The organism is Pseudoalteromonas sp. S3785 (assembly GCF_005887365.1).
In the GTDB taxonomy this organism is placed as follows: Bacteria; Pseudomonadota; Gammaproteobacteria; order Enterobacterales; family Alteromonadaceae; genus Pseudoalteromonas.
Window position 1 is genome coordinate 100392 of sequence record NZ_PNCT01000005.1, and the last position, 13106, is coordinate 113497.

12 protein-coding genes are annotated in these 13106 nt (G+C 42.4%); 8 read left to right on the forward strand and 4 right to left on the reverse strand.

Annotated features, from left to right (window positions below; all coding sequences use genetic code 11):
• The first annotated feature begins 34 nt into the window (after positions 1-34).
• From murC to lpxC, 6 genes are all read left to right on the forward strand, one after another.
• Entirely contained in the window at positions 35-1444 is a 1410-nt protein-coding gene (gene murC, locus CWC17_RS01965) for a UDP-N-acetylmuramate--L-alanine ligase (RefSeq protein ID WP_502704905.1), read from the forward strand.
• The gene (locus tag CWC17_RS01970; protein ID WP_138611949.1) at positions 1441-2361 is read left to right on the forward strand and encodes a D-alanine--D-alanine ligase; all 921 of its coding nucleotides are present in this window, start codon (positions 1441-1443) and stop codon (positions 2359-2361) included. The genes murC and CWC17_RS01970 overlap by 4 nt, the downstream gene beginning before the upstream one ends.
• A gap of 1 nt (position 2362) precedes the next feature.
• Positions 2363-3148 (forward strand): cell division protein FtsQ/DivIB, encoded by a 786-nt coding sequence (locus CWC17_RS01975; RefSeq protein WP_138541369.1) that lies wholly within the window; start codon positions 2363-2365, stop codon positions 3146-3148.
• A complete protein-coding gene (ftsA, locus tag CWC17_RS01980; RefSeq protein WP_004589420.1) occupies positions 3145-4377 on the forward strand; it encodes a cell division protein FtsA in 1233 nt (410 codons plus the stop codon). The genes CWC17_RS01975 and ftsA overlap by 4 nt, the downstream gene beginning before the upstream one ends.
• Positions 4378-4400: 23 nt before the next feature.
• On the forward strand, positions 4401-5648 hold the full coding sequence (ftsZ, locus tag CWC17_RS01985) for a cell division protein FtsZ (protein ID WP_138541368.1): 1248 nt from the start codon (positions 4401-4403) through the stop codon (positions 5646-5648).
• Between the two features lie 106 nt (positions 5649-5754).
• The gene (gene lpxC / locus CWC17_RS01990) at positions 5755-6666 is read left to right on the forward strand and encodes a UDP-3-O-acyl-N-acetylglucosamine deacetylase (RefSeq protein ID WP_004589422.1); all 912 of its coding nucleotides are present in this window, start codon (positions 5755-5757) and stop codon (positions 6664-6666) included.
• Between the two features lie 82 nt (positions 6667-6748).
• Here the strand turns inward: lpxC and yjjG are convergent, their stop codons facing one another.
• The 3 genes from yjjG to CWC17_RS02005 form a co-directional block, all read right to left on the reverse strand.
• On the reverse strand, positions 6749-7423 hold the full coding sequence (yjjG, locus tag CWC17_RS01995) for a pyrimidine 5'-nucleotidase (protein WP_138541367.1): 675 nt from the start codon (positions 7421-7423) through the stop codon (positions 6749-6751).
• Positions 7423-7965: an inosine/xanthosine triphosphatase gene (yjjX, locus tag CWC17_RS02000; RefSeq protein WP_138541366.1), complete on the reverse strand. Its 543-nt coding sequence runs from the start codon at positions 7963-7965 to the stop codon at positions 7423-7425. The genes yjjG and yjjX overlap by 1 nt, the downstream gene beginning before the upstream one ends.
• A gap of 63 nt (positions 7966-8028) precedes the next feature.
• Positions 8029-8928 (reverse strand): phosphoribulokinase, encoded by a 900-nt coding sequence (locus CWC17_RS02005; protein WP_055017496.1) that lies wholly within the window; start codon positions 8926-8928, stop codon positions 8029-8031.
• 116 nt (positions 8929-9044) lie between these two features.
• Here CWC17_RS02005 and CWC17_RS02010 point away from each other — a divergent pair, with 116 nt between their 5' ends.
• On the forward strand, positions 9045-9917 hold the full coding sequence (locus CWC17_RS02010) for a TolB-like translocation protein (RefSeq protein ID WP_138611950.1): 873 nt from the start codon (positions 9045-9047) through the stop codon (positions 9915-9917).
• A gap of 63 nt (positions 9918-9980) precedes the next feature.
• Positions 9981-10346, forward strand: coding sequence for a hypothetical protein (locus tag CWC17_RS02015; protein WP_138541364.1), 366 nt, complete (start codon positions 9981-9983; stop codon positions 10344-10346).
• Positions 10347-10411: 65 nt separating this feature from the next.
• Here CWC17_RS02015 and CWC17_RS02020 read toward each other — a convergent pair whose 3' ends face one another.
• On the reverse strand, positions 10412-12985 hold the full coding sequence (locus CWC17_RS02020) for a M1 family metallopeptidase (RefSeq protein WP_138611951.1): 2574 nt from the start codon (positions 12983-12985) through the stop codon (positions 10412-10414).
• Between the last annotated feature and the right edge of the window lie 121 nt (positions 12986-13106).

Below are 13106 nucleotides of genomic sequence, written 5' to 3' on the forward strand. Positions count from 1 at the left end.
TAAGTCAATACAAGAACAACAAACTCGACCTGCTATGCGTCGAATAGAGACCATCCATTTTATTGGTATTGGCGGTGCGGGTATGGGCGGCATTGCCGAAGTACTGGCTTTTGAAGGCTACCGTATTACAGGCTCAGATATAGCGCACAGCGCAATGACCGAACGTTTAATTAAAGCGGGTGCCGAAGTATTTATAGGCCATCACGAAAACAACGTAAAAGATGCCAACGTCGTTGTTGTTTCAAGTGCTATTGACGAAACAAACCCTGAAATTATTGCAGCAAAAGCGGCACGTATACCGGTAGTTCGCCGTGCAGAAATGCTTGCCGAATTAATGCGTTTTCGCCATGGCATTGCCATTGCGGGCACACATGGTAAAACCACAACAACGAGCTTAATTGCCAGCATTTATGCTCAAGCAGGGCTTGATCCTACCTTTATTATTGGCGGCTTATTAAATAGCGCAGGCAGTAACGCAAAAGTAGGCAAGAGCGACTTTTTAATTGCTGAGGCAGATGAAAGCGATGCATCATTTTTGCATTTACAGCCAATGGTATCGGTGATCACCAATATTGAAGAAGATCACATGGAAACCTATGGCGGCAGCCTTGAAAAAATGAAAGACACTTATGTGGACTTTATTCATAACCTGCCATTTTATGGCTTAGCCGTTGTGTGTATAGACTCGCAGGTAGCCAGTGAGTTGATCCCACGTTTTGCTCGCCCTGTAATTACGTATGGCGAGTCAAAAGATGCCGACTACCGCATGAGCGATTTTAGTCAATCAGCAAGTACTTGTACTTTTACAGTGACTAATAAGAATGGCGATAGCCTAACAGCTACGCTTAACATGCCGGGTAAGCACAATGCACTTAATGCCACGGCGGCAATTGCAGTGGCTAAAGATCAAAACATTGCTAACCACGCAATTTTAGAGGCACTGCAAAAATTTGAAGGCATAGGGCGTCGTTTTCAGCACTACGGTGAATTTGAAAATGAGCGCGGCAATGTCATGCTGGTGGATGACTACGGACATCATCCATCAGAAGTTGCAGCCACCATTGCAGCTGTACGCGAAGGCTGGCCAGAAAAACGCTTAGTTATGGTTTATCAACCACACCGATTTACCCGTACACGCGATTTATACGAAGACTTTGTAAAAGTACTGGCTGATGTCGATCAACTTTTATTACTAGATGTGTACAGTGCCGGTGAAGATCCTATTGTGGGCGCAGACAGTAAAAGCCTGTGCCGCAGCCTACGCCAACGCGGAAAAGAGCCTCTACACGTAGCAACGAGCGCAGAGCTTGCTGGTGTGCTGGCCGATAACTTACAAAATAACGACTTAGTTTTAACGCAAGGCGCTGGTAATATAGGACAATTGGTTAAAACATTAGCGGCAACAGGTATGTCGGTTGAAAAATTAAAGCAAGGTGAAGTATGACGCAGCAAAACGCGCAATTTGGTAAAGTAGCAGTACTGCTAGGGGGTAACTCAGCAGAGCGCGAAGTGTCACTACGTTCAGGGCTAGCAGTGCTTAATGCACTACAAAATGCTGGCGTTGATGCCATTGCTTTTGACCCGCAAAATCGTTCATTGTGGGAATTAAAAGAGTTAAACATAGATCGTGTCTTTATTGCATTGCATGGCCGTGGTGGCGAAGATGGAACAGTGCAAGGTGCGCTTGAATTTATGAACTTGCCATACACAGGCAGTAATGTATTGGGTTCAGCCTTAGCAATGGATAAAGTCCGTTGTAAGCATTTATTTAAATCTGCAGGACTAAGCACAGCGCCTTATGCAGTTGTTGATGCTAAAAAAGGCTTTGATGCAAAAGCCATTATGGATGAGTTTAAAAAAGTAATGGTGAAGCCATCACACGAAGGCTCAAGCATAGGTATGGCGCAAGCAAGTACCGCTCAAGAGCTTGAAGATGCACTAACACACGCTTTTAAGTTTGATAGCCAAGTGTTAGTGGAGCAGTGGATAACCGGACGCGAGTTTACAGTGACTGTATTAGGCGACGAAGTGCAACCTGTTATTGAAATGACGACCCCAAACGGCTTTTACGATTATCAAGCTAAGTATCAGTCAAACACAACGCAGTATCATTGCCCTGCCGATTTATCGGCGCATGATACACAGTGTATACAAGCTATGTCATTAGAAGCGTTTGATTTAGTAGGTGCAAGCGGCTGGGGCCGTGTAGATGCGATGCAAGATGAGCAGGGAAATTTTTATTTGTTAGAAGTAAATACAGTCCCTGGCATGACCGAAAAATCGCTGGTGCCCATGGCGGCAAAAGCAAACGGGGCAACATTTGAGCAATTAGTTATTCGCATTTTGGAGCAAACGCTTTAATATGCACCCCCTTTTAGAAAAAGCTCAACAGTTAAAACAGCAACTTAACTTTAATTGGTCGCTAATTTTTGGTGTGAGCTTTTTTCTAGTGGTAGTGATAGGGCTGGTGCAAATAACGAGCGGTGTATCTGATTGGCTAGTAGAGAACAAAGATGCACAAATAAAGCACTTAACGGTGCTAGGAAAGCCCAAATACACTGACGAAAAGGCCATAATAAAAGCAATAAAAAAGGCCGATTTAAGCAGTTTTTTTGAGCTAGATGTAAAACGCGTACAGAAACTAGTAAAAGATTTACCTTGGGTTGCAACTGTATCGGTTCGCAAGCAGTGGCCTGATACAATACAAGTGTACGTAGTTGAACACGAAGCCGTAGCCCATTGGAATAGCGATTTACTGCTAAACCAAAGTGGCGATGCTTTTGAAGCAAGCAGCGATAAACTTGCCAATGATTTACCGCAACTTTATGGCCCAGAGGGTAGCGAAAAAGAAGCGTGGATTGCTTTTAAGCAATTTGACGAAATGCTAAAGGTAAATGCGTTAACATTAAAAAGCTTGGCACTTTCGGAGCGTTTTTCGTGGCAGTTGTGGTTAGATAATGGTGTGCGCCTAAATTTAGGGCGCAAAGATAAAGCAAAGCGAGTACAGCGGTTTATAGATGTGTACCCGCGCATGGAAAAGCGTGCAGATGCACAAATAGATGCAATAGATTTACGCTATGATACCGGCCTTGCAGTTAGCTATAAGCCTGTGCAAGAACAGCAATTACAAAATAAGAGTAAGGCATGACTAAGTCAGCAGAAAGAAACCTAGTGATTGGATTAGACGTTGGTACCTCAAAAGTGGTGGCCACGGTAGGTGAAATCACCGCAGATAACAAGCTCAGCATTGTTGGTGTGGGCAGCCAAGTATCTCATGGTATGGATAAAGGCGGCGTAAACGATTTAAACTTAGTGTCTGAGTCGATTCGCCGAGCAATAGATGAAGCCGAATTAATGGCTGATTGTCGTATTAGCTCAGTGTACTTAGGGATCTCTGGCAAACACATACAATGTCAAAACGAAAGCGGCGTGGTTGCAATTAATAATACCGAAGTAACTGATGAAGACATTGAAAATGTAATTCATATAGCGCGCTCTGTGCCTATTTCGGCCGAGCGTAAAATGCTGCATGCATTACCGCAAGAATATAGCATTGATATGCAAGAGGGCATTAAAAACCCCCTTGGTATGAGCGGTGTGCGTATGGAAGCACGTGCACACATTATTACTTGTTCAAACGATATGGCTAAAAATATCGAAAAATGCGTAGAGCGCTGTGGTCTAGAGGTTGATCAGCTTATATTTACCGCACTCGCATCGTGTTATTCAGTATTAACTGATGACGAAAAAGAGCTTGGCGTAGCGGTGCTCGATATTGGTGGTGGTACAATGGATATCACTATTTATATTAACGGTGCATTGCGCCATTCTTCAGTGATTCCGGTGGCGGGTAATCAAGTAACCGGTGATATTGCAAAAATATTTCGTACACCTATATCACATGCTGAGTCACTCAAAGTACAATATGCATGTGCAAGTAGCCAAATGGCCAGTAACGAAGACACCATAGAAGTACCCAGTGTAGGCGGGCGACCAGCACGTTTAATGTCGCGTCATACTTTATCTGAAGTGGTAGAGCCTCGTTTTAGAGAATTATTTGAACTAGCGATGGAAGAAATTCGTCGCTCAGGTTTAGAAGACCAAATTGCGGCAGGCCTCGTTATTACAGGCGGGACTGCTAAAATGACTGGCGCAATGGAAGTGGCTGAAGACATTTTCCAAATGCCAGTGAGAATAGGCAAACCAATCGGGATAGTTGGTTTGACAGACTACGTAGACGATCCTTCGTACGCAACCGCTGTAGGTTTGTTACAATACGGGCGCACTATGCAATCGATGAATGCACAAAAGTCGAAAGCAGAGGATAATAATAATTGGTGGAACCGCATTACTAAATGGTTCCAAGGCGAGTTTTAAAGTACTCAAGTCGGAGAGTAAACATGTTTGATATGATGGAACAACACAGCGAAGAAGCTGTAATTAAGGTAATTGGCGTGGGCGGTGGCGGCGGTAACGCTGTTGAGCACATGGTAAAACAACAAATAGAAGGTGTGCGCTTTATAGCCGCAAATACGGATGCACAAGCATTACGTAATTCCGCTGCCGATATTACCGTACAACTAGGCACGCAAATTACCTCAGGGTTAGGTGCAGGCGCAAACCCAGAAGTAGGCCGTGAGTCGGCTGAAGAAGATGCAGAAACAATCCGTGCCAGCCTTGAAGGCGCAGATATGGTATTTATTGCTGCCGGCATGGGCGGTGGTACAGGTACCGGTGCTGCGCCTGTGGTTGCTAAAATTGCTAAAGAGCTCGATATTTTAACGGTTGCTGTAGTAACGCGTCCTTTTGACTTTGAAGGTAAAAAACGCGCCGCAGCGGCTGAACAAGGCATTAACGAATTGTCAGAAATTGTAGACTCACTTATTACAATTCCGAACAATAAATTGCTTAAAGTTTTAGGCAAAGGGACTACACTGTTAGATGCCTTCGCTAAAGCAAACGATGTACTTTTTGGTGCGGTTCAAGGTATTGCGGAGCTAATTACACGTTCTGGTTTAATTAACGTGGATTTCGCCGACGTACGTACCGTAATGTCAGCAATGGGTACTGCCATGATGGGCACAGCTTCAGCATCAGGCCCAGATCGTGCTCAAGAAGCTGCAGAAGCGGCTATCTCAAGCCCATTACTAGAAGACGTTGATTTAACCGGTGCTAAAGGTATTTTGGTTAATATTACCGCAGGTATGGACATTGCGATTGAAGAGTTTGAAATTGTGGGTAACCACGTTAAAGCGCTAGCGTCTGAAAATGCAACTGTGGTTGTGGGTGCAGTTATTGACCCTGAAATGAGCGACGAGTTACGTGTAACCGTGGTTGCTACAGGGTTAGGCGGCGATCGTCGTCCGCAGTTTGGTATTGTTGATAACGGCTTTAAAAAGGCATCAGGCTCTGATGTAGCAAGTTCATCAAACCAATCTAGCAGCATGTACGTACCAAGCTTTGCAAGCCAAGGCACAAGCACTGAAGAAACGACGCCAAGCACGCAAGTAGAAAGTAAAGAACAAGCGCCATCTACAAGCTCAAGCAACACGGCAAGTTCATCAGCGCAAAGCAGTAAAAAAGCGGATAAATCAGAAGGCGGAGATTATTTTGATATTCCGGCTTTTTTACGTAAGCAGGCTGATTAACATTTACTAATGCTTTTGTTTGAAATATGTACAAATATTGAAAGGCAAAAGGATTTATGTTAAACTCCGCCGTCTAACTGTAACTGATTTAAAAGTGAGCGAACCTATGATTAAACAGCGTACGATTGCACAAGTAGTCAAAGCCATAGGAATTGGACTTCATAAAGGTGAGAAGGTCACAATAACTCTCCGACCTGCGAGCGCAAATACCGGGATTGTATTTCGTCGTGTGGACCTTGATCCGGTTGTTGATTTTGAAACAACACCTGAAGCCGTTGGTGATACGCAATTATGTACCTGTTTAATTAACAAAGATGGTGTTCGCTTATCAACGACTGAGCACTTAATTGCAGCGGTTGCTGCAATGGGTATCGATAATTTAATTGTTGAATTAGATAGCTCAGAAGTGCCGATTATGGATGGTAGTGCATTACCGTTCATTTATTTGTTACAAAAAGGCGGCATTGAAGAGCAAAATGTTGCGAAACGCTTTATTCGTATAAAAGAAAAAGTACGTATTGAAGAAGGCGATAAATGGGCCGAAGTAGAACCATATGATGGTTTTCATATCGACTTTGAAATTGCCTTTGATCACCCGGCCATTAACGAAAGCCGTCAGCGCATTGGTTTAGATATTACTGCGCAAAGCTTTACTGAAGAAATTAGCCGTGCACGTACGTTTGGCTTCATGAAAGATATTGAATACATGCATGCTAATAACCTAGCACTGGGTGGCAGCATGGACAGCGCAGTAGTACTTGATGACTTTAAAGTACTAAACCCAAATGGTTTGCGCTACAGCGATGAATTTGTAAAACACAAAATATTAGACTGTGTGGGCGACATGTTTATGACAGGTCATAACCTACTAGGTAAAGTAACGGCTTATAAATCGGGTCACGATTTAAATAACAAGTTACTTCGCAAAATTATGGCAACTGAGTCAGCATGGGAGTGGGCAACATTTGAAACGCCTGTTACGATGCCTGCACCCGGCCTTGAATTAGCGACTGCCTAATTTAGTATTTTTTAAAATACACGCTCACAAACAGTTATAAAAAATGACGCTAACAGCGTCATTTTTTTTGCTTTTAATTTAGCTAAATTTTAAGAATAGACTGCAATTGATCTAAGTTAGCTATTGTGTAAGTAGGAGTTATGCCTTCAGGTAACTGCTCGCCTGGGTGCTGTAGCCAACAGGTATCAATACCGGCATTATTGCCTCCCAAAATATCGCTAGAGGCAGTGTCGCCCACCATCAATATTTTGCTTTTATCTGGATTACCCATAAGCTTAAATGTGTGCTCGAAAATAGCCTTGTTAGGTTTAGCAATGCCTACTAGTTCAGAAATAACCAACCAATCAAACATCTCTTTTAAACCTGTGTGTTCTAAACGCACCGTTTGCAAGCGGGCAAAGCCGTTGGTTATGATGCCTAATTTAGCATGTGGCTTTAGTTTATTTAACAGCGCTACGGCGCCGGGTAAAGGTTCACAAATTTGTGCCATAGCATCTAAAAATGCATCGTTTAGCTCTTTAGCGGGTACCCCTAATTTTACAGCCCACTCGTTAAAGCGGGTTACTTGTAAGTAATCGGCGCTAATTTTTCCATCTTGATAATCTATCCACAGCTGCTTATTAGTTTTTTGGTAATGGATGTAATCGGCTTGAGTAAACTCAATATTGTACGCTTTAAACATGCGGGTCATTCCCGCTAAAATATCAAACCTGAATAGTGTTTCGTCTGCATCAAACAGTACATAACTGTATTTCATTAATTTTCCTGATAAAGGCTAGGGTGTAAAAAAGGCGCCATAGCTAAGGTAAGCGCTTGGGTGTAGGTGCTTTGTCGGGTTGCATGATTGTTTGTAAGTAGTCCTATTGCGCCGCCTTTTTGCTTAACATTATGGGTGTTAAATGTTTTATCCATCACATCGCCAAGCTCTTCACCTTTTAATAGCGCGTTATATAACACTTGCGGTAACGGCAGGTTACTGCTGCGTCCTATCGCTTGCTCAGAGCCATTATTAATAACAACATAGGCAAAGGTTGCAGCCCCATAGCTAAATTGCTCTGCACCGCCTTCCATTGCACAGTAGTAATCTGCTTGGTACATATTTTTGCAGTAAGTAACTCGGTTTTGTGCGCCTATACGGGTTTGCTCTTCGCCAATTGGTTGATCGGGAACATTTGAGGGAGCATCAACGCCTTGGCAATCAATTTCGTAACTAGGAAAGTACATTGCAAAAATATGTTTTGCAGCGTTAATTTTTACTGGGTTTTTAGAGCCCACAATAATTTTTAATGAGTGCGACACGTTTTCCCTCACTGTTAGCAAAAGCAGCAGTGTACGTCAGAAGTGTAAATCATAAAAGAGGGGCTAAATGGGTATATCTAATGGAGCAAGGTTTTCAAGCGCACGCTTTTTAACAATAATGTCTTTAATAAGCGGGGTAAGCACCAGCTCCATTGCTAAACCCATTTTACCGCCTGGCACCACAAGGGTATTTATACGCGACATAAAGCTGCCTTCAATCATTTGTAAATAATACGGAAAATCAACGTCATCAATTCCTCTAAAGCGAATAACAACAAAGCTTTCATCTAGTGAAGGGATATCTTTTGCGCTAAATGGGTTTGACGTATCAACCGTTGGCACACGTTGAAAGTTAATATGGGTGCGCGAAAACTGCGGTGTGATGTGGTTAATGTAGTCATCCATACTGCGTACAATTGAGTCCATTACTTTTTCGCGAGAGTGGCCGCGGTCTTGCGTATCGCGGATCAATTTTTGGATCCACTCAAGGTTAATAATTGGCACCATGCCTATAAGCAAGTCTACGTGCTTAGCTACATCGTGATCCTGATCAACCACGCCTCCGTGCAAACCTTCATAAAACATCAAGTCAGTGTTTGTTTCAAGATCTTGCCAAGGAGTAAATGTACCGGGTAACTGATTGTAAGGCACGGCTTCATCAAAGGTGTGTAAGTATCGGCGTAACTTGCCTTGGCCTGTTTCGCCATAGGTACTAAATAAGGTTTCTAATGCGCCAAAGTCATTGGCTTCGCGGCCAAAGTAACTAATGTGCTTACCTTCTTGCTGTGCTTCGCGTATTTTTTTGTCCATTTCTGGGCGTGTGTAACGATGAAAGCTATCTCCTTCGATAAAAGCCGCATCAATATTAAGGCTACGAAAAATATGTTTAATTGCATTGGTGGTGGTTGTAGTACCCGCACCCGATGAACCGGTTATTGCAATGATAGGATGTTTAGCAGACATGTTTTTTCTCTTTTTTAGGACCAAGACAGTTATAAAGAGTTGACTGACTGAGGTCAAGTGACGCCATCGGCAAATAACGTTATCATGAGGTGCTTAAAATTAAAACGAGAGAAAGCATGAAACTTATTAAACCATGGCTTGGGCTAGCTTCTATAGCGGCGCTAAGCCTAGCGAATGCACAGGCTAGCATGCTAAAAAGCCAAATTTTGTTGGCCGATTTAAATACACCTTACGGTATGCAAGTAAGTATAGTGAGCGACAAAAACAGCTATAACAACCAGCCTTATTTAACAAACCAAGGTATTTATTTTACGCACGAAGTTATTTCAAGCGAGCAAAGTCAAACCGATATTGCCTATTATGACTTAGCAACCAAGCAAGTAAGCAACATAACAAATACGCCAGTGAGCGAATATTCGCCCACTGTTATGCCCTCAAAACAAAGTTTATCGGCCATTGTGGTAGAGCAAGATAGCAAACAAAAGCTGTGGCAATACCCACTCGATACTGAGCAAGCTCCGAGCCGTATTTTTGATTGGATTGAACCTGTTGGCTACCATGCATGGGGCGCTCAAAGCGACTTAGTGATGTTTATTTTAGGTGAGCCACATACATTGCAATATACGTCGGTTGCTGCGGCAAAAGGCGAGGTGGTAGCAAGCAACATAGGGCGTACGCTTATTTATATCAGTAAAACCGCAACATTTTTATTTAGCTACACAAAAAATGAACAGCATATTTTAGCAAGTTTTAACCCCCAATCTAAACAGGTGGAAGATTTACTTAGATTGCCAGAGCAAGTACAAGACTTTATTTTAAAAGATGCTAATACAGTGGCTTATGCGGTTAAAAACCGTGTATATATGCGTAGTTTAAGCGGCACCAATGAAGTTTCTCAATGGCTTAACTTAAGCCCGTATTGCGAGACAAACATAACAAGAATGAGTTATAAAAACGACAAACTTGCCTTTGTATGCGATGTAAAATAATTCGGACTTTGCGGCGCGTATAGGCTAATGTAATGCACTATTAAACATTAAAGGGATCACCACGTGGCGTATAGTACAGATGAGTTAACAGAGCAGCTCATTCAGTTAAAGTGCAGAAGTAACTTTAAAATTAAAAACATTGCTGAGTACATGTTAGCAAATTCTAAAGAAGCCATTTATACCCACAGCGAAGCGGGTAAAGGCAAAATAATTATTCGCCCAGCCTTTGAGGTGTTTAGCGATGACTTTGCAACAATTGATGAGGTAACACGAGTACAAGGTTATTTTCATAGTAGCGAGATGACGCGCTTTCCTACACGTATTCACAAAAGTGCGCAGCCGATTCACTATGGTGTGGCCTTTAAAATTAACTCAGCGCAAGCAGCAAAAGACTTTATTGCCAAGCTAACACAGATTATTAACGGGTAAATAAAAGCCGCTGAGTGGATAACTCAGCGGCTTTTTTAATTATGCATATTTACTGTTAATTAAGCTTATTTGCTTTTTAAAAAGTCATTAACTGATGTAAGCTCTCGCGCTTTAAGCGCAATACAGTCGTTAGTACTTTCTTCAAGCTTGCTTAGCGTACGCGCGTAGCCCGGTGTTTCTTCAATTTTATCTTTAAAGAATGCTTGCGTGGTTGCTAAACTTTGTTGATCACAACGCGCGGTCGTAAAGTACGGTAAGTTAGGTACAAAAAACGGCGGTAAATTTTGTGTTACCTTGTCGTAATTGTTGTATATCCACTCAATAAATAGTGCTTGGCGTGACTCGCTATAACTTTGACCTGCTAAAATAGTACGCATGTCAGATGCCGTTACGTCGTCAGTGAGGGTATACGCTAACACTTGCTTTTGTAACTGCGGCTTGCCCATAAAACCCATTGCTGCCAACATGTTTGTGCGTACTTGTGGATCTTTAGTGGTTTTAAAGGTTGCCATAAATTGATCAAGTAAGGCTTTATCCCCATTATAGGCGGCAAGTTTTAAGTAGGTAGCTGCTAAATACGGATCCACTTTTTGCGGATCGTTTAAGTACACTTGCGTTTGCTCTTTTGCTTTGCTGATCACGCGTTGATCTTCGCCATCAAAACCAAGTAAGGAGACAACACCTGCACGTAGTTGTGATACTGCACCGTCTTCGCCAGCTTGTGCTTCAAGTGAATATTTTTTAGCTGCAGGCATTACTGCACTGCGTATAAACTCAGGCCATAACGCTTCGTTGCTTTCATCTTTAAAGGTATTTTTTTGCGATACTAAATAGCCCAGCGCTGTATTAGCAACACGAGGGTGATCATCGCTTACAAATACTTCTAGAGTTTGCATTAGTTTAGCGGCCGATATTACACCTGCATCAAGCAGTGCATCAGTGGCAGAAAGCAGCGCTAAACGCTCACGATCATTCAGTGCTTGCGGCGCATGTTTTATCAGTGAGTCAAACTGCGCGTCGTCCATTACCCAGCGGTAATAACCTAGTGCGCCTTCATCGGGGTAAATCCACTCTGGCTCAAAATCAAGCGTCAAAGTTTGGCTTTGCTGATTAAGTAAAATACTGGCTGTTTTTACTTTATCGCCAGCGCCATATTTTATCCCAACAGGGACATTCCAAAGCTGTGCAGGAGCATCTACACCGGCATTAGCAAAGCGACTTTGCGATACAGTAATTTTTTTACCGTCTTGTCTTACATTTACAAGCGGAAAAGAAGACTGTTCAATAAATGATTTTAAAACACTGGCAACATCTTTATTAGACGCTTTACCAAGTGCTTCCCATAAATCGGCTGCTTCGGCGTTTTTATATGAGAATTTTTTTAGATAACTTTGAATGCCTTTTTGGAATGCCTCTTCACCAATCCAGTTTTCAACCATAGCAAGCACCGCGCTGCCTTTACTGTAGGCAAGCCCTAAACCATCCATAATATCGGCTTCGGTTTTAATCGGTTTACGAATAGGCTTAGTGCTTAAGCGAGCATCTAATGCCATTACGTTGTTTTGTGGTAAATCAAGGTGAGATTCAAATTCAGGGTTAAGCTGTTTAGTAATTTTTGCCGCCATCCAGCTAGCAAATGCTTCGTTTAACCATAAGTCGTTCCACCACTTCATGGTCACTAAGTTACCGTACCATTGGTGAGCCAGCTCGTGCGCAATAATCGACACATTACGCTGTTTTTTACTGCGTGTAGCGGCTGCTAAATCAACCAGTAATATATCTTCGCGGTAGGTAACTAGGCCTGAGTTTTCCATTGCACCAAAAGGAAACTCGGGTACGGCTACCGAGTCGAGCTTTTTATAAATATAAGGAATACCAAAATACGCCTCAAGTGCAGCAAGTACTTTGGGCATGTTCTCTTTTGCGTAATCAGCTAAATGAATTTTACCCTGCGGGGTAATAACACGCCCTGGAATTGGCATGTCTTTTATTTCAAGCTCTTCAAAAGGGCCCACGGCCATAGCCACTAAATAAGAAGGAATAGGGGGCGTTTTATCAAAGTAATGTGTTGTCATATCGCCGTTGACTGTGGTTTTAAGCTCTGGCGTATTGGCATAAACCTTTTGAGACGTTGGCGCTGTAATCGTTAACTGAAACGGTATTTTATAACTTGGTTCATCAAATACCGGAAAGGCTCGGCGCGCATCATTCATTTCAAACTGAGTAAATAAATAAGGTGTGCCCTGATCAATTGTTTTGTATAAGCCCACACTTTGGCGATTATACGGCGCCGAAAAATCTATTTTAAGGGTGTACTTACCCGGTTGAATTTTCTCATCACAGCTAAATTTTACTTTTTCTGTTTTTAGCATTTCGTTGTTTAAGTCGCAGTTTTCATTGCCTAATAACTGCGCCATTTTAACAGCGTAAGCCACGCCGTTAAGTTCAATGTAATGAGTGGGTTTTAACACTTCTAGGGCTATTTCTGTCATCCCTGTAAAGGTGTCTTGGCTTGGGTCGAGTGTTAACGACACCTTTTGTGAACTTGGTTTAGCAAGCTTTTCGATAACGAACTCGTTAGCGTTGGCAGTAGTCATTGCTAAAGCAACGCTTACTGTTAATAGGCTTTTTAAAAACATAGTGATCCCTAGATTGTTGTTGTTAGAAACTGTCTCAAATAGGCATTTCTATGCCCTTAAAAGTTGAGATTTAGATATCCTAGCAGCTTTTTTTACGAGAGTAATTTAATAAAGTAGCTAC

Coding starts and splice junctions, on each gene's coding strand:
- murC (WP_502704905.1), top strand. CDS start 35: ATGCGTCGAATAGAGACCATCCATTTTATTGGTATTGGCGGTGCGGGT.
- CWC17_RS01970 (WP_138611949.1), top strand. CDS start 1,441: ATGACGCAGCAAAACGCGCAATTTGGTAAAGTAGCAGTACTGCTAGGG.
- CWC17_RS01975 (WP_138541369.1), top strand. CDS start 2,363: ATGCACCCCCTTTTAGAAAAAGCTCAACAGTTAAAACAGCAACTTAAC.
- ftsA (WP_004589420.1), top strand. CDS start 3,145: ATGACTAAGTCAGCAGAAAGAAACCTAGTGATTGGATTAGACGTTGGT.
- ftsZ (WP_138541368.1), top strand. CDS start 4,401: ATGTTTGATATGATGGAACAACACAGCGAAGAAGCTGTAATTAAGGTA.
- lpxC (WP_004589422.1), top strand. CDS start 5,755: ATGATTAAACAGCGTACGATTGCACAAGTAGTCAAAGCCATAGGAATT.
- yjjG (WP_138541367.1), bottom strand. CDS start 7,423: ATGAAATACAGTTATGTACTGTTTGATGCAGACGAAACACTATTCAGG.
- CWC17_RS02005 (WP_055017496.1), bottom strand. CDS start 8,928: ATGTCTGCTAAACATCCTATCATTGCAATAACCGGTTCATCGGGTGCG.
- CWC17_RS02010 (WP_138611950.1), top strand. CDS start 9,045: ATGAAACTTATTAAACCATGGCTTGGGCTAGCTTCTATAGCGGCGCTA.
- CWC17_RS02020 (WP_138611951.1), bottom strand. CDS start 12,985: ATGTTTTTAAAAAGCCTATTAACAGTAAGCGTTGCTTTAGCAATGACT.